We start from the raw sequence: 21,050 nt of genomic DNA on the forward strand, positions 1-21,050 counted from the left end.
ATGTCTGATTCGAAGTCCAAACCGCGCCGCTCCGGCATCGCACAGCCCGCCTTGCAGGCTGCCATGACCGATGCCGCTACCGACCCGGTGCGCCGCGCCCTCTGGCTCGACGCGCTGGAACAGCAACTTCGCCCCTGTCTTCCGCCAACCCTGGCCCCGCATTGCCGACTGGCGAACGTGGCGGGCAAGCGGCTCGTTTTTATCGTCGATTCCCCGGTATGGCGGGCCAAACTGCGCCTAGCCGCACCGGAACTGATCAACGTGGCCCAATCCATCGGACTGGCGATCACCGAAGTCACCGCCAAGACAACGACTGCACCGCTCCACCCTTCCAACACGGTGCAACGCACGGCCAAACCTGTTTCGGAGGCTTCGCGCCTGGCGCTGAAAGCCGTCCTTGCGTCCTTGGAAGATTCCGGCTCCGCGGAGTCACGTAACGCTCCTCAAGACCGGCGTGGCGGGCGGAAACCCTGATTGCCCGACGCACAGGTGCAGCCATAGTACCGGCCAACTCCAGTCGGGTCGTTAGTCATAAGTTAAATAAAAGTTAATATACAGGTTGCGCTGTGACTCGCATCACGGTTTTAAAAAGGTGTAACCGCGATGCTGCCCCGGATCGCCGTTCGGCAGACACCGGTAGCCAGAGAAAACCCTGTCGGCGAATTGGAGAACAGATGCCGGTCCAGCCGGCCAACTTCAAACGGCGGGAACGGGATTGCCGTAGCTCACCGGGCCAGGGCCGTGAGCTGCCCCGAAAACCACTTCTTCCCAGGCGGAGGTGTCGGCCAGCAAGGCACGCACCAGCTTGTTGTTGAGCGCGTGGCCCGACTTGTAGCCCTCGTAGGCGCCGAGGATGGGACGGCCGGCGAGATAGAGATCGCCGATGGCGTCCAGGATTTTATGACGGACGAACTCGTCGGCGTAGCGCAGGCCGTCGTCGTTGAGTACGCGGAACTCGTCCAGCACGATGGCGTTGTCCATCGAACCGCCCAAACCCAGGTTGCGTTCGCGCATGTATTCCAGATCACGCATGAAACCGAAGGTGCGCGCACGCGCCACCTCCTTGATGTAAGCGCCGGTGGAAAACTCCACCTCCGCTCGCGACTGCGAGGCCGGAATCATCGGATGGTCGAACTTGACGGTGAAGCCGACGCGGAATCCGTTATAAGGTTCGAAACGCGCGACTTTATCGCCGTCGGCAACTTCCACGGTACGCTTGATTCGGATGAAACGCTTGGGCGCATTCTGTTCCGCTACACCTGCCGACTGCAGCAGGAATACAAACGGGCCAGCGGAGCCGTCCATGATCGGCAATTCGGCAGAGGACAGCTCCACGTAGGCGTTGTCGACACCCAAGCCAGCCATGGCGGACATCAGATGTTCCACCGTTTGCACCTTGGCGCCTTCACGGCTCAAGCCGGTGCACAAGGTGGTTTCGGTTACCAGCTCAGCGTTGGCCGGAATCTCCACCACGGGATCCAGATCCACACGGCGGAACACGATGCCCGTATCCGGAGCAGCCGGCCGCAGCGTCATGTAGACCTTTTCGCCGCTGTGCAGGCCCACGCCGGTGGCGCGGATCACGTTCTTGAGAGTGCGTTGCTGAGCCATGGGCAAAAAAATAGGCACGGATGCTGAGTGCGAGCGGCGAGAATAGCACGCAATTAGCTGAATCTTAACGGAAGAACCGCTCTGTCCCAGGACCGAAACAATCGCCTGGCAACCTGACAAGTTCGCCGACGACTCCATGAAAAAGCTGCCGGACCGGACAGTCCGGCAGCGAAGGACATGGCGATATTGCACATCGCCTTCCTCGGTTCACAGAGGAAAGCTGGGATGAGGCGGTTTTCAGGGAAAACCACACGACACATTATTCATGCATCCGGAACCGCGAGGCTCCGAACTGCACCTCACCCTCCCCCGACCAACGGAGGAGGTCATGCATCTACATCAGTCGGCCTGGCGACGCAGGAACGCCGGGATGTCCAGGTAGTCGTTCGGCAGATCGGCTGCTACGGGTGCCGAGGCGGGCGAAGAAGCCGGCGCGGCTGAACCCCGGCGCAGACCCAAGGAGCCGACCGCATCGGCTACCGGATCGGCGTGGGCCATCGCGTCGTACATCGGCATGCCGGTGGTGGCGTCACGGACCAGCTTGATCGGTGCGCGCACCGGTTCGCGATGGCTGCCGCCGGACAAGTCGCCACGCAGCGGCTGGCGAACGGCCGCACGATTGAGACCGGTCGCGACCACGGTGACCCGCACTTCGTCCTGCATATCGGGGTCCAGCACGGTACCCAGCACCACGGTGGCGTCCTCGGAAGCGAAGCCTTCGATGGTGCGGCCCACTTCATCGAACTCGGCCATGGTGAAGTCCGGACCGGCGGTGATGTTGACCAGGATGCCATTGGCACCGGACAGATTGACGTCATCCAGCAGCGGGTTCTGGATGGCGCTTTCGGCGGCGGCCTGGGCGCGATCGTCGCCACGCGCACTGCCGGTACCCATCATCGCCAGGCCCATTTCCGACATGACAGTGCGCACGTCGGCAAAGTCGACATTGATCAGGCCCGGACGCACGATCAGATCGGCGATGCCCTGCACGGCGCCCAGCAGCACGTCGTTCGCAGCACGGAAGGCCTGGATCATGGTGGCGTTGCGACCCAGTACGGTGATCAGCTTTTCATTGGGAATGGTGATCAGAGAGTCGCAATGCTGCGAGAGCTCCTCGATGCCCTTCAGCGCCACCTGCATGCGGCGGCGGCCTTCAAACGGGAAAGGCTTGGTGACCACGGCCACGGTCAGGATGCCCATCTCCTTGGCCAGCTGTGCCACAACCGGCGCCGCGCCCGTGCCGGTGCCACCGCCCATGCCAGCGGTGATGAACACCATGTCGGCGCCTTCCAGCGCTTCGATGATGCGTTCGCGATCTTCCAGCGCGGCCTGACGGCCGACCTCAGGGTTGGCGCCGGCGCCCAAGCCCTTGGTGACGTTGCCGCCCAACTGCAGCTGCAACTTGGCGCCGCAGTTCTTGATGGCTTGCGAGTCGGTGTTGGCGGTGACGAATTCCACGCCTTCCACGCTGCTGCTGACCATGTGCGCGACCGCGTTGCCGCCGCCGCCGCCCACGCCGATCACCTTGATCACCGCATTCGGAGCCATTTTTTCAACCAGTTCGAAATGTGCCATGTCCGTAGTCCTCTTTAAGTGCCGGGAATGGGGAATTAGGAATGGAAAAATGGAAGAGCGATCTTCCTTTTCTGTTCCGCGTCCGCTTCCGGCTGAGTTGTTGTGTTTACGACGTTGTTGCGTGTTGCTTGTTGCAAAGTCTTCTCACCCTTCCCACCGCTCTTTGCTGTTGCTGTTGCTGTTGCTGTTGCTGTTGCTATTCCCATTCCTATTTCTTGTTTCCCGACTCGCGATCCTTCAAAACTCCCCGCGATACCAGTTCTGCAACTTCTTCAACCAACTCCCCGCCTTGCCCGTAGGAAGCGACGGACGGCGCGGGTGTTCTATCTGGCTGCCCATCAGCAGCAGGCCCACGCCAGTGGCATGCACGGGATTGCCTACTACTTCGCCCAAGCCATGCACGTGCTGCGGGATACCCACGCGCACCGGCATCTGCACCATCTCTTCGGCCAACTCGACCACGCCTTCCATCTTCGAGGCGCCGCCCGTCAGCACCATGCCGGCGCGCACCAGTTCCTCGAAGCCCGAACGACGCAGTTCCGCCTGCACCATCTCGAAAATTTCTTCGTAACGTCCCTGCACCGCCTGCGCCAACGAATGACGCGGCATGCGTCGCGGCGGACGATCACCGACGCTGGGTACCTGGATGCTTTCCTCTGCCGTCGCCAGTTGCGCGAGTGCACAGGCGTAACGGACTTTGATCTGTTCGGCTTCCGGCGTCGGCGTGCGCAACATGTGCGCGATGTCGTTGGTGACATGGTCGCCCGCGATGGGTAGCGAGGCCGTATGGCAGATGGCGCCTTGCACGAACACCGCCAGGTCGGTGGTGCCCGCCCCCATATCCACCAGCACCACACCCAATTCGCGCTCGTCGCTGGTCAGCACCGCCACGCTGGAGGCCAGCGACGACAGGATCAGATCATCGATCTGCAAACCGCAACGCTGCACGCATTTGCTGATGTTGGCGGCGGCCGATTGTGCGCACACCACCAAATGCGCGTGCACTTCCAGGCGCACGCCGGTCATCCCGACAGGATTGCGGATGCCTTCCTGCGAATCGTCCAGCACATACTCGCGCGGTATCGCGTGGAGGATCTTCTGGTCGGCCGGAATGGCGACCGCCTTGGCGGCCTCCAGCACCCGGTCCAGATCGCCCCAGGTCACTTCGCCATCGCGGATCGGCACGATGCCGGGCGAGTTCTTGCACTGCACGTGGTTACCTGAGATCGACGCGTAGACCGAGCGGATTTCGCAGCCCGCCATCAGCTCCGCTTCCTCCACCGCGCGCTGAATCGACTGCACGGTGGATTCGATATCGACCACCACACCGCGCTTGAGCCCGCGCGATTCGTGCGAGCCGATACCGATTACCTCGATAGGATTGCCCGGCGAGTACTCACCCACCAGCGCGGTCACTTTCGAGGTGCCGATGTCGAGTCCGACGATCAGCGATTTGTCGCCTTTGCGATTCATGTTGCGAATCCGGGAATGGGGAATGGGGAAGACCAGCCATTCGGCTGTTGAAAGCGGGAAACAGGACAGCGCCGGCACTGCGGGCTCCGGGCAATCGGAACGGGCGCCGGGGCGCTGGATCCGCTGATTCCAGACTCCCCATTCCCCGGCTTGTCGTCCCAACTCAATGCAAATCCATTCGTGTAACGCAGGTCCGCGCGGCGCAGTGCCTGTGGCTGCATGGCGAGTAGTTGCGGAAGCATTCGCGCGAACCTGCCCAAGCGTGGGCGTGCATCGGCGCGGCCGATCACCACTTCCGTTCCGTTGCCCAATGTCAGCGACCAGCTTCCGCGGCGATCCATGGTCAGGCGTTCGACTTCCAAACCCAGCGGCGCGAATAGTTGGCGCGATTCGTTGTACAGCGCGATCACCTCCTGCACCTGCGAATCCGGTCCACCCAGTTGCGGCAGCTTCAGTCCGGAAAGCGCCTTGGGCGTGGGAAACAGACGGCCGTGTTCGGACAGCAAACGGTCCTGACCCCAGCGCGCGAACGGTTCGTGCTCCACCACGCGAATTTCCATTACATCCGGCCAGCGCTTGCGCACTTCCGCGCTTTCCACCCAAGGCAGCTTCTCGACCGCGTCCTGCGCATCCTGCAGACGCACAGCAAAAAACCCATGCTTGGCGTAAGGCAGCACCACCGCGCGCAGCTGCGCCGGATCGACCCGCTCGAACTCGCCATGCGCGCGCAGCTTGGCTAGCGGCCAGCGTTCGGCGCCGATCCAGCCATTCATCACGGCGACCACCGGCAATGCCACCAGCGCCAGTGCAAGCAGCCAAGCGACGATGCGGAACGCGGCATTCATTAGCCCGTCACCTCCGGCAACGTGGTTTCAAGGATCCGCCAGCACAGCTCTTCGAAACCGACGCCCGCCTGGGCCGCGGCCTTGGGCACCAGCGAGTGGCTGGTCATCCCCGGCGCAGTGTTCACTTCCAACAGGTAGAACTTGCCGCTGTTGCGGTCGCGCATCACGTCCACACGGCCCCAACCCTTGCAACCGGCAGCCTGGAACGCAGCCAGTGCGATGCGGCCAATCTCCGTCTCCGCCGTGCCCTCCAAACCTGGGCAAAGGTATTGCGTGTCTTCCGCCACGTACTTGGCGTGGTAGTCGTACCACTGTCCCTTCGGGACGATGCGAATCGAGGGCAGTGCCACGTCACCCAGAATGGCAACGGTCAGCTCATCACCTTCGATCAATTGTTCCATCAACAGCTCGCCGTCGTAGCGCGCCGCCAGCTCGATGGCCGCATCCAGGTCGGCGTCCTTGAAGACGCGCGTTATGCCCACGCTGGAGCCTTCGTTGGCCGGCTTGACGATCACCGGCAACCCCAGCTGCTTGGCGGCGGCGTGCACCGCTTGTCCGATGTCATCTGCGCCACCACTCAACAAGCGGACATAGCGCGGTGTTGGCAGATCCAGCGACAGCCAGACCTGCTTGGTGCGCACCTTATCCATGCTGAGTGCCGAACCCAGCACACCTGAGCCGGTGTATGGCGTGCCGAAGGCTTCCAGCAAGCCTTGCACGACGCCATCCTCGCCACCGCCCTTGTGGCCGTGCAGGATGTTGAACACACGGTCGAAGCGGCGCTGTACCAGCGCCTCGGCCAGCGCGGGAATTCCATCCACCGCCGTTGCGTCGATACCGCGAGCCCGGAGCGCTTCCAGCACGTTGCGGCCGGAGTCGCGCGAGACTTCGGCCTCGCTGGACGTGCCGCCCAGCAGTACCGCGACGCGGCCGAACGCATCGGGATCGGTCACGCGCAATGGCGGGAAGGTGTAGTGACTCATTCCGCTTGCCCTCCGAATCCTTGCGCGGCGATCTGCTGCGCGATATGACCGATGTCGCCTGCGCCCATCAGCAGTAGCAAGTCGCCGTCCTGCAGTACGTCCGGCAACACGGCCGCCAGTTCCGCGACCTGGCTGACCACGATCGGTTCGTTGCGCCCGCGCGCACGGATGGCGCGCGCCAGCGACTTGGCGTCGGCGCCGGCAATCGGCGCTTCGCCAGCGGGATAGACTTCGCTGAGCACCAGCACATCGACTTCGGAGAGCACTCCGGCGAAGGCATCGAACTGATCGCGCGTGCGGCTATAGCGATGCGGCTGAAACGCCACCACCAGTCGCTTGTCCGGCCATCCGCCGCGCGCTGCAGCGAACACGGCGGCAAGCTCTCGCGGATGATGACCATAGTCGTCGACCAAGCGAACCTGCGCGCCGCTTGGCGTGGCGATTTCGCCCAGATCGTTGAAGCGGCGGCCGATGCCGGCGAACTTCTCCAGCGCCGCGGCGATGCTTTCCGGCGCCACACCCAGCTGCCAGGCCACTGCCGCGGCGGCCAATGCGTTCTGCACGTTATGCCGGCCCGGCAACGCCAGCTTCACCGGCACGTTCACGTCTTCCGGCAAGCGCAGCGTGAAGCGCATGCAACCGCCTTCCTGCACCACGTTTTCGGCACGCACGTCGGCATTCTCGGCAAAACCATAGGTCATCACGTGGCGCGGGGTATCCGCGGCCAGCGCGGCAACCTCGGGATCATCGATGCAAAGCACGGCCAATCCGTAGAACGGCAGCCGCTGCAGGAATTCGGCGAAGGCCGCTTTCACCCGCTCGAAATCGTTGTCGTAGTTCTCCAGATGATCGGCATCAATATTGGTGACGACGGAGATCAGCGGATTCAACCGCAGGAAGCTGCCATCGCTCTCATCGGCTTCCGCCACCAGCCACTGCCCATCGCCGAGCTTCGCGTTGGCGCCGGCCGCCAGCAATTGACCACCGATCACGAACGTCGGATCCATTCCACCTTCGCTCAACACGGCGGCCGTCAAGCTGGTGGTGGTGGTCTTGCCGTGTGTACCGGCGATCGCAATGCCCCGCCGAAAGCGCATCAGTTCGGCAAGCATGGCCGCGCGCGGCACGATGGGGATGCGTTGCGAGCGCGCTTCCATCAGCTCCGGATTGTCGTGCTTGATGGCGCTGGATACCACGACGCAATCGGTACCCAGCACATTGGAAGCGTTGTGGCCACGCATCACCCGCGCACCCAACGACGCCAGGCGACGTGTAGCAGCGTTGTCGGCGTTGTCGGAACCGGACACTTCATAACCAAGCGTGCACAGCACTTCCGCGATTCCGCTCATGCCCGAGCCGCCGATGCCCACGAAATGGACACGGCGGAATTCGCGCGCCAGATTGCCCGTGTGTTGCAGGCGGCGTTCGCGTGCGGCGGCCATCATGCGGCGACTCCTTCGGAGCCGGGAATGGGGAATGGGGAATGGGGAATGGAAAAGCGGCAATGCTTCGCCCTCGCCTGGCGCGCACATGCTTTCGCTTTACCCATTCCCGATTTCCTGTTTCCCATTTTCAGCTTCATATCGCTTCTTCCAGAATGATGTCGGCGATGCGTTCGGCTGCATCGGTCCTTGCGAGTCCACGCGCTGCTTCGGCCATCGAGAGGCGCTTGCCGGCATCGGCAGCAAGGTCGCGCAACAGGCGGGTGAGTGCGGCGGAAAGAGATTCGTCCTGCTTCAACAGCACGGCGGCGCCGCGCTCGGCCAGGAATTCGGCGTTGCGGGTCTGGTGGTCGTCGACCGCCTGCGGGAACGGCACCAGCACGCTGCCGATACCTGCCGCACACAATTCCGCGAGCGTCGAAGCACCTGCGCGGCAGATCACCAGGTCAGCCCAGCCATAGGCCTGGGCCATGTCAGCGATGAACTTCTCGACGCTGGCGGGCACGCCTGCTTCCGCGTACGCGCGCACGGCTTCGTCGTGCAGCTTCTCGCCACATTGATGGCGCACTTCGATCGCCATGCCGCCTTCCTGCGCCGCGATAGCTTTGGGAACCGCCAGATTCAACGCGCGCGCGCCCTGGCTGCCGCCCAGCACCAGCAGACGCAGCGATCCTTCGCGATTCGCCAGGCGCTGGGTTGGCGGCGATAGCGCAGCGATTTCTTCGCGCACCGGATTACCCACGTATTCTTCACGTTTCGCGAAGCTGCCCGGAAAGCCCGTCATCAATCGGCGTGCATATCGCGCCAGTACCCGGTTGGTGAAACCAGGTGCGCGATTTTGCTCATGCACCAGCAAGGGTGTCCGCATCAAGCGCGCTGCAATACCGCCCGGACCGGCCGCGAATCCGCCGAAGCTCACTACGGCGCGTGGTGCGCGACGGCGCAGTACGAAGCCGGCTGCACGAATCGCCCGCAGGACGCGTATCGGCGCACCGAGCAAGGCCAGCTTGCCTTTGCCGCGCAATCCCGAAATGGCGATGGTGTCCAGTTCGATGCCGTGCTGTGGTACCAGGCGCGTCTCCATCGCGCCATCCGCGCCCAGCCACACCACCGGCACGCTGCGCGCCCGCAGCACCTTGGCAACCGCCAGGGCGGGAAAAATATGCCCGCCGGTGCCACCGGCCAGGATCATCACCGGCGCGCCTTGAATGGCCACTCCGGACTGTCCTGACGTTTGCGAGGAAAGCGCATGGGTGTTCATGCCATTCTCTCGAATGTGGGTTCGACGCGCGGGCGCAAGCGACTGGTGCCGCGCACCGCGTTTGGTGCGACCGTAGGCGCTGTCGTGGCGACGTTTGACGGCGGCGTTCTGGTTTCAGCTTCCGTGTGCGGCTCGGCTGAAGGCTGCATCGCTTCGCCACGTAGAGCGACCTGGCGCTGGGCACGTTCCAACTCGTAGGAAACCCGCAGCAGCAAACCCATCGCAACGCAGGTCATCAGCACGCTGGAGCCACCGGAGGAGATCAGCGGCAGCGTCAAGCCTTTGGTCGGCAGCAGCCCCAGGTTCACGCCTACCGAAACGAAGCTTTGCATGCCGATCCAGAGCGCGATGCCGAAAGCGCAATAACCAGCGAAATGGCGGCGCATCTCCACGCAGCGCAAGCCGACCCAGAAGGCGCGACCGACCAGCAGCGTGTACAGGGCAATCACCAGGCACAAACCCACGAAGCCCAGTTCTTCGCCGATGACCGCGAGGATGAAGTCGGTGTGCGCTTCCGGCAGATAGTTCAGTTTCTGGATCGAGCCACCCAGGCCCACGCCGAACCATTCGCCGCGGCCGATCGCCATCAAGGCATTGGTCAACTGATAGCCGCTACCGAACGGATCGGCCCATGGATCGGAGAACGAGGTCAGCCGGCGCATGCGGTAAGGCTCGGCAATGGCGATCACTGCCAGCACGGGGAGCCCGACCAGCACTGGCCCGAACATGCGCGGCATGTTCACGCCGCCCAGCACCAGCATGCCCGCAGTGATGGCCAGCAGCAGCGAGGAAGAACCGAAGTCCGGCTGCGCCAACAGCAGCGCCACCAGACCGACAGCCACGCCCAATGGCTTCAGCATTGCTGGCCAGGTAGCGTTGACTTCATCGCGGAAGCGCACCAGATAGCTCGCCAACCAGACAATGAAGAACACCTTCACCGCTTCGACGACCTGGAAATTGGAAACGCCCAGGTTTATCCAGCGGTGTGCACCCTTCACGCTCACGCCCAAACCGGGCACGAACACCAGCAGCAACAACACGAAGCAACCCAGCAACAGCAGATGGTTGTAGTGCTCGATGGTCTTCAGCTCAGTGCGCATCGCCCACCACGCCAAGCCCAAGCCTGCGGCGAGGAAGAGGATGTGGCGGGTGAGGTAGTAGAACGGCGAAGCGCTCAGCTCGATGGAACTGGAAGCGACCATCACCACGCCGAGCGATGCCAGCGCCAACGCGGCACCGAGCAGCCACGGATCGTAGCGGCCGCCGATGGCCTCCAATCGGGTTGCCTGGCGCAGCGTATCGTTCATCAGCGCACCTTCAACGTCGCCAGTCCCACCAGGACCAGCACAACGGAAATGATCCAGAAGCGCACGATCACGCGCGGTTCTGGCCAACCCTTGAGTTCGAAATGGTGGTGAATGGGCGCCATCCGGAATACGCGCTTTCCGGTTAGCTTGAATGACGCCACCTGGATCATCACCGACAGCGTTTCGATCACGAATACGCCGCCCATGACCACCAGCACCAGTTCCTGGCGGACGATCACGGCGATGGTGCCCAGTACCGCACCCAGCGCCAGCGCACCGATGTCGCCCATGAACACCATGGCCGGGTAAGTGTTGAACCACAGGAACCCAAGTCCGGCGCCGGCGATCGCCGCGCAGATGATCACCAGTTCACCCGCGCCCGGGATCTGCGGAATCTGCAGGTAGTTGGAGAACACGGCATTGCCTGACGCGTAGGCGAATACGCCCAACGCGCACGCCACCAGCACCGTCGGCATGATCGCCAGGCCATCCAGGCCGTCGGTCAGATTGACCGCGTTGGAAAAGCCTACGATCCAGAAGTAAGCGATCGCAACAAAGGTTATGCCCACCAGCGGCAGCGCGATGGCTTTGAAGAACGGTATATAGAATGTCGTCGCGGCCGGCACATCCGCGGTGTAGAACAGGAAAAGGCCCGCAGCCAAACCGCATACCGATTGCAACAGGTATTTCCAACGCGACTTCAGCCCATTGGGATCGCGTCGGACGATCTTGATCCAATCGTCGTACCAACCGATGGCGCCGAACGCCAGCATGACGGCGAGCACCAGCCAGACGTAGCGGTTGCGCAGATCGCCCCACAACAGCACCGAGAACAGCACCGTCATCAGGATCAGCGCACCGCCCATCGTTGGCGTGCCGGCCTTGGTGAAATGCGTCTGCGGGCCGTCCTGACGGATCGGCTGGCCGCCCTTGAACTGCGCCAAGCGCCGGATCACCGCGGGGCCAACCCAGAGTGACAGGAACAACGCAGTCAACGCCGCGAGAATGCCGCGAAAGGTCAAGTAGCCGAACAGGCCAAAGAAATTTTCCAGGCTCTGCAGCCAGCGTGCCAGTTCAAGCAGCATGTGTTTTGCCCTCCCCTTGGGACAACAGTGCGGCGACAATGCGATCCATGGCGCTGCCGCGCGAACCCTTGACCAGTACGCGGACCGGACCGGAACCAGCGTCGGCCGTGGCCGCATTCAAATCGGTACGCAATGCGTCCGCCAATGCTTTATGGGTATCGAAAGAACCCGCGCCTTCACCGAACGCCAGTGCGGCGGCTTGGCTCAATGGTCCAAATGTGTACAACCGGCGGATGCCGGCGCTTCTTGCGCGGCGTCCCGCGTCGGCATGCAGCGCCATCTCGTCGGCACCGAGTTCGCGCATGTCGCCCAGCACCAGCCACGCTTGGCCCTGCGATGCAGTGGCCGCGGCCAGCGTATCGATAGCCGCATTCAGCGAACCAGGGTTGGCGTTGTAGCTGTCGTCGATCAGCACCGCACCGTTACGCAACCGATATGCGATATGGCGGCCCGCTACGGGCTTGGCCGCGGCAAGGCCCTCGGCGATGGTGGACAGCGAAATTCCACAGCCCAGCGCCAGCGACGCCGCAGCCAGCGCATTCAGCACGTTGTGGCGGCCGGGCAAATGCAGCTCAACGTCGACTTTGCCTTGCGGGGCGACCAGCACAAAGCGCGAATCTTCTTCGCCAATGCGCACGTCGTGTGCGGTGACGTCCGCGGAAGCCTCCAGCCCGAAACGGATGATCCGCCGGCCTGAAGCCATCTGCGCGAAGTATTCGGCGAATGCGTCATCGGCGTTGATGACCGCCACGCCGTCCGGCGGCAATGCTTCGTAGATAGCACCCTTGGTTTCCGCCACGCCCACCAGCGAACCCATGCGCTCCAGATGAGCGGGTGCGACGTTGTTCACCAACGCGACGTCAGGCGTGACGATGTCGGTCAGATAGGCGATGTCGCCCGGCTTGCCGGCGCCCATCTCGTAGATAGCGAAGTCGGCGTCTTCCGGTGCGTCGATCACCGCCAGCGGCAAGCCGATTTCGTTGTTGCGGTTGCCGGGGTTCGCGTAAGCGATGCCGGCACGCTGCAGAATCGTCACGATCAGCGCCTTGACGCTGGTCTTGCCGTTGCTTCCCGTAATGGCGACGACTTTTTCGCTGTGTTCTCGCTGAATTCCGGTGGCGATACGCGCCAACGCCAATTGACTGTCCGCAACCACCACTTGCGGCAGATCGACCTTCACGGCGTGCTCGGTCAACAGCGCAGCAGCACCGCGCATCGCGGCGTCATAGGCGAAATCGTGGCCATCGAAGCGTTCACCACGCAGCGCCACATACAGACTGCCCGGCTCCAATGCCCGCGTGTCGTGGGTGATGGCGCCAATGACAACATCGTCGCCGCTCAGCTCGCCACCCGCCCAGTGCGCCAGCAAGGAGAGAGGAATACGCTTCATAGCGCTGCCTCCAGCGCGGCACGTGCCACGGCGGTATCGTCGAACGGATGCTTCACGCCATTGATTTCCTGATAAGGCTCGTGTCCCTTGCCGGCGACCAGCACGATGTCGTTGGCACCCGCCTGGTCGATGGCGTAAGCGATGGCGCGACCTCGGTCGCGCAGCACGGTCACGTCATCCGGCCGTGAGAAGCCGGCCATGATGTCGGCGATGATGCGATCGCCGTCTTCGCCGCGCGGATTGTCGTCGGTGACTATCACCAGGTCCGCTAGGCGCTCGGCGCTGGCCGCCATCTGCGGCCGCTTGCCGGTATCGCGCTCGCCGCCACAGCCGAACACGCAGATCAATCGTCCATGCACGTGATCGCGCAGGCTGGACAGTGCTTGTTCCAATGCATCCGGCGTATGCGCGTAGTCGATCACGACCAGCGGACGATTCTTGTCGCCTTGGCCGGTATCGCCGCCCAGGCGATTCATCCGGCCGTGGATCGGCAACAGGCGCGATAGCGTGCGCGCAATTTCCACTGGTGTTTCGCCCAACGCGTACAAGCTACCGGCCACCGCCAACAGATTGTCGACGTTGAAACGGCCCAGCAGGCGCGATTGCACGGGATGCGATTCTTCGCCTATCGACAGATCGAACGAGATACCCGCCGAGTCAAGACGCAGATTTTCAGCACGTACGTTGGCGCCCGCCTGGCCGCGCGAACTCAGGCCAATACGCTGCAATGCAGGAGGCAACAGGGCGAACAATTCGCGGCCGTAGGCGTCGTCCAGATTGATCACCGCCGCTTTCAGTTCGGGCCAATCGAACAATTGCGCCTTGGCCGCGCCGTAGCGGACCATGTCGCCGTGGTAGTCCAGATGATCGCGAGTGAGGTTGGTGAAGACTCCCACGTCGAAGTGCACGCCGTCCACGCGCCCTTGATCCAGCGCGTGTGAGCTGACTTCCATCGCGACCGCCTTGGCACCCGCGTCGCGCATCTGCGCCAGCAGCGCATGCAGTTGCAGCACCAGGGGCGTGGTGAAGCCGGTGGGCGTTACTTCGCCATACATGCCGGCTCCCAGCGTACCAATGCTTCCGCAGCGCGTGCCGCGGATATGCCACGCCTGAGCAAGCAGCTGCACGGTGGATGTCTTGCCATTGGTGCCGGTGACGCCAACCACCTTCATGTCGCGCGAGGGATAAGCATGAAAGCGATCGGCCAGAGCGCCCATGCGAGCGCGCAGGCTTGGTACCGCGATCGCGTCTTTCGGCGCGGGCAAGTCAGCCGGTGTGGGCGGCTCGAACAAAATCGCGCTGGCACCGTTTTCTTTTGCCTGCTCGGCAAAGTTGAGGCCATGCGCACCGAAGCCGGCGATGGCGACAAAGACATCGCCCGGCTCCACCGCACGACTGTCCTGCACCAGACCGCGCACCACGATATCGCGCGGCACGTCCACGTCGGGCAGCAATTCGGCGAGCGCCATCATGCGCCTCATCGCGTTGCTCCCGCTGGGTTCATTGCCGCGGGAATGGTGCTGTCGTAGATCGCAGCTTCGTCGACCACTTCGTTGACCACGTCGCCGGACAACGGAACCGGGACCGGCGGTACCGATGCCTGTGGCCTGGAGCTACCCGCACGAACCTTCGTGTTTCCCGCCGCCTGCGCCGCAAGCCAGGTGTCGATGTCGTCCGGCGGCACATCCATCAATCGCAACGCACCTTCCATCACATTGTGGAAAACAGGTGCGGATACGAAACCACCGTAATAGCCGCGGCCGGGATCGGGGTCGTTGACGACCACCACCATCGAAAAGCGGGGATTGTCCACCGGAACCACGCCTGCGAAGAACGATATGTAGCGGCGTGAATACCCACCGCCGCTGGCCTTGCGTGCCGTACCGGATTTGCCCGCGACGTGATAGCCCAGTATCGCCGCTTGCGTTGCCGTACCACCGGGCTCGGTGACGGTCTGCATCATCTTCATCACTTGCTGCGCCGTCGCAGGCTCCAGTACCTGCCGGGGCTCGTTGCGCTGGCCTTTGACGAAAGTGGGCGCGATCAGCTTGCCGCCATTCGCCAACGCCGCATACGCCTGCGCGATCTGCAACGGGGTGGCACTCAAACCGTAGCCATAGGACATGGTCGCCTTGGTGGTGCCGCTCCAACGGGAAGGCGGCATCAGCACCCCGGCCGATTCACCTGGAAAACCGCTGCCCGGCTTCTGTCCATAGCCGAAGCTACGAAGCGTCTCGTAGAAATAGTCGTTGGGCAGTTTGGCGACCACCTTTGCCGCGCCTATGTTCGAACTCTTGGTGATCAAACCGGTGATGGTCTGCACGCCATAGTTGCGAAAGTCGCGAATCGTATAGCGACCCAGGGCCATGGTGCCCGGAGAGACATCGATCTGAGTATTGGGCGTCACCACGCCGGCCTTAAGCGCGGCAGCGATCGTGATCGGCTTCATCGTCGAGCCCGGTTCCACCACATCGGTGACGGCACGGTTCCGATGGGTATCCGGCTTGCCGGCATTGACCGCGTTGGGGTTGTACGTTGGCAGATTGACCATGGCCAGCACTTCGCCCGTGGCGACGTCCAGCACTACCGCGGAACCGCTGCTGGCACCGAGCTCCAACAACTGATGCTTCAGTTCGCGATAGGCCAGGAATTGGATACGGCGGTCGATGCTGAGCGTCAGGTCCTTGCCGGGTTGCGCCGAGCGCACCAGATCTACGCTTTCCACGATCCGGCCGCGGTTGTCGCGGATAACCTTTTTCGCGCCCGGCGTACCGCGCAGCCATTCATCGAATGCCAGTTCCAGGCCTTCCTGGCCTTCGTCGTCGATGTTGGTGAAGCCCAGCACGTGGGCCATCGCTTCGCCTTGCGGATAGAAGCGGCGGAATTCGCGCTGCGAAAAAACGCCCGGAACTTTGTGGTCCAGGATGCGTCGTGCTTCGTCCGGATTGATGCGGCGCTTGAGGTACAGGAATTCCTTGTCGGCGCGTTGCGCCAGACGATTGGTCAAGTGCTCGTTCGGCACGCCAAGAGCCTGCGCCAGCTCGGGCAGGCGCTCCGGATATTTCAGCAGCTCCTGCGGATTGCCCCACACCGACTCCACCGGAGAAGACACCGCTACCGGTTCGCCATTGCGGTCGGTAATCATGCCGCGCGAGGTGGGAATGGGTATTTCCCGCAGGAAACGCGCATCGCCCTGACGCTGATAGAAATCGTTGTTGATCAATTGCACATACGCGGCCCGGCCCACCAGGCTGACCGAGCACAAGCCCATCACGCCGACGACCAGCGCGAGGCGTCCGCGCAGGTTGAAGCGAGCGCGGTTGCGGCTCTTCGGCGGAGGGGCGCTTTTGCCGGACCGGTTCATGGACGTACCACCACGACGTCGGTCGCCTCGGGGAACTTCATTCCCAGGCGAGCGCGTGCGATCTGATCGATCCGGTTGCTTTCGGCAACGGTCGCTTGTTCCAGCTGTAACCGACCAAACTCGACGTTCAGTTCGTCACGCGCTTTTTCCAGCCGTGAGAGCTCGACGAACAGCACGCGATGCCGGTGGCGCGCGTAGATCACCCCAATGGCGGAACCGACATTGGCGAGGATCAGCACGACTAGCAGAACGCGGATCATGCTTGGCCTCCGGTGGAGGCCGGGAATCGGGAATGGAGAGTCGGGAATGGAGAAAAGCGCACGCCACCCGGCGTACGGCGCCCTGAGCGCGCACCGGCTTCGCTTTCACCGATTCCCCATTCCCCATTCTCCATTCCCAGCTTCTCAGCCACCCGCAGCACCGCGCTGCGCGCGCGCGGGTTGGCGGCGAGCTCTTCCGCTTCGGCGCGCTGCGCATCGCCAATGGCGCGAAGCACGGGCACGAAGTCTTCCACCATGGGCAGGCGGCGATTGGCCGGGGGCGCCTTGGCGTGACGGAGGATGAAACGCTTGACGATGCGGTCTTCCAGCGAATGGAAGCTGATAACCGCCAACCGGCCGCCCGGCTTCAGCTGCGCCAGGGCAGCGTCCAATCCGACTTCCAGATCCGCCAGTTCGCGATTGATGTGGATACGGATGGCCTGGAAGCTGCGGGTCGCGGGATGGATCTCCTTTTTGCCCGCGGACTTGCTACGCGGCACTACGGACGCGATCAGGTCTGCCAGCTGCGCGGTGCGAGTCAACGGCTGCTCCACGCGCCGCGCGACGATGGTGCGTGCGATGCGCCGGCTCAGGCGCTCTTCGCCATAAGTCCAAAGCACATCGGCGATATCGTGCTCATCGGCACGCGCCAGCCACTGTGCAGCGCTTTCGCCAGAATCCGGATCCATGCGCATGTCCAATGGACCATCTTTGCCGAAACTGAAACCGCGCTCGGCCACGTCCAACTGTGGCGACGACACACCCAGATCCAACAGCACGCCGTCCAACCCTTCCGCGGTCTGGTCCCATTGCGCCATGTCGGCGAAGCTGCCGCGCCGGATCGCGACGCGCGCATCGCCCGCGAACGTCTGTTCGGCATGTGCGATCGCTTCGGGATCCTTGTCCATCAACAGCAGCCGGCCTCCCGGGCCGAGTCGTTGCAACACGCCGCGCGCATGCCCGCCGCGCCCAAACGTGCCATCCAGATACGTTCCGTTCTCCTTGACCTGCAGCCCTTCCATGACCTGTGCGTACAACACCGGCAAATGCAGCGGGGAAAGGTGATCGGCCTGCGCGGACTGCCGCGTGCCGTCACCCTTGCTCACAACCGCAACTCGAGCATGTGCGCACTCAGATCATCGTCAGTGAGGGTCTGACGGATCTGCGCGTGATGCGCTTGCTCGCTCCATAGTTCGAACTTGTCGCCCATGCCCAGCAGCACGGCTTTTTTCTCGATGCCTACCGCGCTGCGGTGGCTGGCGGGAATGCTGATGCGGCCGTTGCCATCCAGCTCCACGGGCGTGGCCGCGCCAACCAGCTTCAACTGCAGGCTGCGATGCGCGCGCTGGGTGCTGGGCAGCTTGTTGACGTCATCCCTGACCCGCTGCCACACGGTTTCCGGATACAGGTACAGGCTGCCGGCTTCGAACGGGTTGTAAGTGATGACCAGCCGATTGCCGCACTCGCGCGCGACAAGGTCTCGGTAAGCGGTGGGCACCGCTAACCGGCCCTTGTCGTCGACTGTGATGGCGGTCTCACCTTGAAACACGAGCCTGCACCTGCAATCCGCTGGAAAGGCGGTAATTGAACCACGAAAAACCACAAAAACCCGGGTTTTCCCTCTGGCGCCCACATTAGCACCGCGCACAGGGTTGTCAACAGGCACAGAACGAAAAAATCACCAGAAGGATCAATAGCTTGCAGCGAACTTGAGAGAGTTGTTCAAGCTTTATCCACAAGTCGCTGTTTAGTCTCAAATTTTGAGATTGAGGCATGATTCAGCGACATGATCGGCGCGTTACGGCGATCTCATCAAAACTTGCGACACTAGGTGGGAGGAGTCCGCCTCGTCATTCAGATTCCGCCAATGTGCGTGCTCGCTCTCGCTTGGAACGTCCATCCCCGCTGGCGACTGCTGTTGGCTGGGAATCGCGATGAATTCCATGAACGCCCCACGGCCGCCCTTTCTTCATGGGAACCGGCCGGCGATGTCCTGGCAGGCCGGGATCTGCGATCCGGTGGAACCTGGGCGGGGCTTGACCGGCGCGGCCGAATGGCCGTGGTCACCAACGTGCGGGACCCCCGCATCGCGCTTCCGCAAGCGCCCTCACGCGGACGACTGACGACGGAATTCCTGACCACGGCGGGACACGCCACCGCTTACGGACAAGGCCTGCTCGGCAGCGCGGTGGATTACGCGCCCTTCAATCTGCTGGTGTCCGACGCAGCCCGTTGCGAATTCATCAGCAACTACCCCACCCCTCGGCAAATGAGCGTTAGTGACGGCGTACATGGCCTTTCCAACGGCGACCTGGACGAAGCCTGGCCCAAGACCCGTCGACTGGCGGGGACGTTGGCTGATTGGCTAGCGGCAGGGGAAAACAATCTGGAGCCGCTTTGGCGCGCGCTGACCGATGAAACTCCTGCGCCCGATGACGAGCTTCCGGATACAGGCCTGGAACTGGAGCGCGAGCGGATGCTGTCGGCCATCTTCATCCGTGATGCGGTCTACGGCACCCGCGCCAGCACCTTGATTGCTGTGGGCTACGACGGCCAAGGCTGGATCAGCGAGCGCCGTTTTGGCGCCGATGGTGAATTCACCGGCGAAACGACGCTGAGCAATAACAACTGAAATTGCTGAAACAGCCATGTAGGAGCGCCGTCCTCGGCGCGAGCTCTTCCCGTCAGATCGCGGGAGAAGCGAAGAGCTCGCGCCGAGGACGGCGCTCCTACATGCAAAAGTGGCGGAGCCGGCCGATAAGCCGGGTTCTGTCGTGGACAGTCATTCCTCTAGGCGCAGCGTCACCGCTACGCTCAAGCAACCTACCCGGAGACACCGCGGGCCGCGGCATTGCCTCCCTATTTGGTCTTGCTCCCGGTGGGGTTTGCCGTGCCGGTCCGTTGCCGGACTCGCGGTGCGCTCTTACCGCACCATTTCACCCTTGCCGTCCTGCTTGCGCAGTCTTAGGCGGTATCTTTCTGTTGCACTTTCCGTCGGCTTGCGCCGCCCAGGCGTTACCTGGCACCGTGCCCTGTGGAGCCCGGACTTTCCTCGGCACCCACATGCAAGCATGTTGATGACGCGACTGTCTGGCCGGCTCCGCCATGCGCATTGTCGCACGCCGTTGGCCGCGCGACGCGCAGCTTTGGAGAACGTGACCTGTACAGCGGATACACGTATGCCGGTTTCTAAATTGCAAAAACCGCCATCGCGAATCCGCCGAAGCCCAGCGCCAGCACTACCAACCAAGGCGGCAGTTTGGCCCACATCAGCGCGGCCACCGCCGCCAGCACCAGTGCGACATCGCGCCAGTCGCGTACGCTGCTGGTCCATAGCGGGTCGTAGAGGGCAGCCAGCAGTAGACCGACCACGGCACCGTTGACGCCCGCCAGTGCCGATTGAATCAGTGCATGACGCCGCACTTGCACCCAGAACGGCAGCACGCCAACCACCAGCAGAAACGATGGAAGAAAAATAGCGAAAAGGCATCCCATTCCCCCTAGCCAGCCGCCGGGTCCCACGTCCATCGCCGCGCCCAGAAATGCGGAGAAGGTAAACAACGGCCCCGGCACGGCCTGGGCGGCGCCATAACCTGCGAGGAAGTCACTCGCGCTCATCCATCCAGGGACTACGACTTCGGCCTGCAGCAACGGCAGCACAACGTGCCCACCACCGAACACCAGCGATCCTGCGCGATAGAACGCGTCGAAAATCAACAGGCTCTCGTCGCCGGACCATGCTGCAACCAGCGGTAGTGAGAGTAAAAGAGCAAAGAAGATCGATAGTGCCGGCGCGCCATATCTCCTGGGTAACGCAATCGCCAGACCGGTTTCGCCGATCGCGGGTGACGATCGCCGCAACAGCAGGCCGACACTGGCACCCAGCAGGATCACCCCGACCTGCATCAACGCCTGCGGCCATACGATCATCAGCAACGCCGACGCCAGCGCCAGCGTCAGGTGAACCGGATCGCGGCAAAACATTCGCGCCATTCCCCACACCGCTTGCGCCACCACAGCAACGGCGACCAATTTCATACCATGCAATGCGTCGGCAGGCAGTGCCTGCCCCCAACGCATCAGGCCAAGCGCGAACAGGATCATCAACAACGCCGATGGCAGCGTAAACCCGCACCATGCCGCCAATGCTCCGCGCAAGCCCGCACGCTTGATGCCGATCGCCATGCCAACCTGGCTGCTGGCAGGACCGGGCAAGAACTGGCAAAGCGCGATCAGTTCGGCGTACTCGCCTTCCGACAACCACCGCCGGCGTACGACGAATTCGTCGCGGAAATAACCCAGATGAGCGATAGGCCCGCCGAAGGACGTCAGACCCAGACGCAGAAAGACCAGAAATACGCCCCGGAGATTTCCACGGGCCTGTTCTGTTGCCGTTTCCGTTCCCGTTTCCATCGCGAACTCATACAGAAACGAGGGCAGGCAGAAGCACCGTC

The 21,050-nt window shown here is 62.9% G+C and carries 17 protein-coding genes, 1 other RNA gene and 1 pseudogene; 2 read left to right on the forward strand and 17 right to left on the reverse strand.

Annotated elements, in window-relative coordinates:
* Window positions 1-474, forward strand: coding sequence for a DUF721 domain-containing protein (locus AADW18_RS15690; protein WP_337344339.1), 474 nt, complete (start codon window positions 1-3; stop codon window positions 472-474).
* Window positions 475-696: 222 nt separating this feature from the next.
* Here AADW18_RS15690 and lpxC read toward each other — a convergent pair whose 3' ends face one another.
* The 15 genes and pseudogenes from lpxC to mraZ all read right to left on the reverse strand — a co-directional run bounded on the left by lpxC (window position 697) and on the right by mraZ (window position 18,145).
* Window positions 697-1,611, reverse strand: coding sequence for a UDP-3-O-acyl-N-acetylglucosamine deacetylase (gene lpxC / locus AADW18_RS15695; protein ID WP_337344340.1), 915 nt, complete (start codon window positions 1,609-1,611; stop codon window positions 697-699).
* A 339-nt stretch (window positions 1,612-1,950) separates the two neighbouring features.
* Window positions 1,951-3,186, reverse strand: coding sequence for a cell division protein FtsZ (gene ftsZ, locus AADW18_RS15700; protein WP_337344341.1), 1,236 nt, complete (start codon window positions 3,184-3,186; stop codon window positions 1,951-1,953).
* 237 nt (window positions 3,187-3,423) lie between these two features.
* Entirely contained in the window at window positions 3,424-4,659 is a 1,236-nt protein-coding gene (gene ftsA / locus AADW18_RS15705) for a cell division protein FtsA (protein ID WP_337344342.1), read from the reverse strand.
* On the reverse strand, window positions 4,656-5,504 hold the full coding sequence (locus AADW18_RS15710; RefSeq protein WP_337344343.1) for a cell division protein FtsQ/DivIB: 849 nt from the start codon (window positions 5,502-5,504) through the stop codon (window positions 4,656-4,658). Before AADW18_RS15710 ends, ftsA begins: the two co-directional genes overlap by 4 nt.
* Entirely contained in the window at window positions 5,504-6,487 is a 984-nt protein-coding gene (locus tag AADW18_RS15715; RefSeq protein ID WP_337344344.1) for a D-alanine--D-alanine ligase, read from the reverse strand. The genes AADW18_RS15710 and AADW18_RS15715 overlap by 1 nt, the downstream gene beginning before the upstream one ends.
* On the reverse strand, window positions 6,484-7,932 hold the full coding sequence (gene murC, locus AADW18_RS15720) for a UDP-N-acetylmuramate--L-alanine ligase (RefSeq protein ID WP_337344345.1): 1,449 nt from the start codon (window positions 7,930-7,932) through the stop codon (window positions 6,484-6,486). Before murC ends, AADW18_RS15715 begins: the two co-directional genes overlap by 4 nt.
* A gap of 133 nt (window positions 7,933-8,065) precedes the next feature.
* The gene (gene murG, locus AADW18_RS15725) at window positions 8,066-9,190 is read right to left on the reverse strand and encodes an undecaprenyldiphospho-muramoylpentapeptide beta-N-acetylglucosaminyltransferase (RefSeq protein WP_337344346.1); all 1,125 of its coding nucleotides are present in this window, start codon (window positions 9,188-9,190) and stop codon (window positions 8,066-8,068) included.
* Window positions 9,187-10,497: a putative lipid II flippase FtsW gene (gene ftsW / locus AADW18_RS15730; RefSeq protein ID WP_337344347.1), complete on the reverse strand. Its 1,311-nt coding sequence runs from the start codon at window positions 10,495-10,497 to the stop codon at window positions 9,187-9,189. The genes murG and ftsW overlap by 4 nt, the downstream gene beginning before the upstream one ends.
* Window positions 10,497-11,582 carry a phospho-N-acetylmuramoyl-pentapeptide-transferase gene (gene mraY / locus AADW18_RS15735; RefSeq protein ID WP_337344348.1) on the reverse strand — a complete coding sequence of 362 codons (1,086 nt, stop codon included), beginning with the start codon at window positions 11,580-11,582 and terminating at the stop codon, window positions 10,497-10,499. Before mraY ends, ftsW begins: the two co-directional genes overlap by 1 nt.
* Complete coding sequence (gene murF / locus AADW18_RS15740) at window positions 11,572-12,972, reverse strand: UDP-N-acetylmuramoyl-tripeptide--D-alanyl-D-alanine ligase (RefSeq protein WP_337344349.1); 1,401 nt, start codon at window positions 12,970-12,972, stop codon at window positions 11,572-11,574. Before murF ends, mraY begins: the two co-directional genes overlap by 11 nt.
* Window positions 12,969-14,453, reverse strand: coding sequence for a UDP-N-acetylmuramoyl-L-alanyl-D-glutamate--2,6-diaminopimelate ligase (locus tag AADW18_RS15745; protein ID WP_337344350.1), 1,485 nt, complete (start codon window positions 14,451-14,453; stop codon window positions 12,969-12,971). Before AADW18_RS15745 ends, murF begins: the two co-directional genes overlap by 4 nt.
* Window positions 14,450-16,336, reverse strand: coding sequence for a penicillin-binding protein 2 (locus tag AADW18_RS15750; RefSeq protein WP_337344351.1), 1,887 nt, complete (start codon window positions 16,334-16,336; stop codon window positions 14,450-14,452). Before AADW18_RS15750 ends, AADW18_RS15745 begins: the two co-directional genes overlap by 4 nt.
* Window positions 16,333-16,596: a cell division protein FtsL gene (gene ftsL / locus AADW18_RS15755; RefSeq protein WP_337344352.1), complete on the reverse strand. Its 264-nt coding sequence runs from the start codon at window positions 16,594-16,596 to the stop codon at window positions 16,333-16,335. The genes AADW18_RS15750 and ftsL overlap by 4 nt, the downstream gene beginning before the upstream one ends.
* Window positions 16,597-16,700: 104 nt before the next feature.
* Window positions 16,701-17,648 (reverse strand): annotated as a pseudogene (gene rsmH / locus AADW18_RS15760) (16S rRNA (cytosine(1402)-N(4))-methyltransferase RsmH); the annotation flags it as partial.
* A gap of 50 nt (window positions 17,649-17,698) precedes the next feature.
* Complete coding sequence (mraZ, locus tag AADW18_RS15765) at window positions 17,699-18,145, reverse strand: division/cell wall cluster transcriptional repressor MraZ (RefSeq protein ID WP_337344353.1); 447 nt, start codon at window positions 18,143-18,145, stop codon at window positions 17,699-17,701.
* A 318-nt stretch (window positions 18,146-18,463) separates the two neighbouring features.
* On the opposite strand from mraZ, the gene AADW18_RS15770 reads away from it, so the two are divergent.
* Window positions 18,464-19,228, forward strand: coding sequence for an NRDE family protein (locus AADW18_RS15770; protein WP_337344354.1), 765 nt, complete (start codon window positions 18,464-18,466; stop codon window positions 19,226-19,228).
* Between the two features lie 110 nt (window positions 19,229-19,338).
* Here AADW18_RS15770 and rnpB read toward each other — a convergent pair.
* Window positions 19,339-19,698, reverse strand: an RNA gene (gene rnpB / locus AADW18_RS15775) — RNase P RNA component class A.
* 87 nt (window positions 19,699-19,785) lie between these two features.
* On the reverse strand, window positions 19,786-21,009 hold the full coding sequence (chrA, locus tag AADW18_RS15780) for a chromate efflux transporter (RefSeq protein WP_337344355.1): 1,224 nt from the start codon (window positions 21,007-21,009) through the stop codon (window positions 19,786-19,788).
* Between the last annotated feature and the right edge of the window lie 41 nt (window positions 21,010-21,050).

Origin of the sequence: Pseudoxanthomonas sp. CCNWLY206-1 (genome assembly GCF_039710385.1) — a bacterium.
In the GTDB taxonomy this organism is placed as follows: domain Bacteria; phylum Pseudomonadota; class Gammaproteobacteria; order Xanthomonadales; family Xanthomonadaceae; genus Pseudoxanthomonas_A.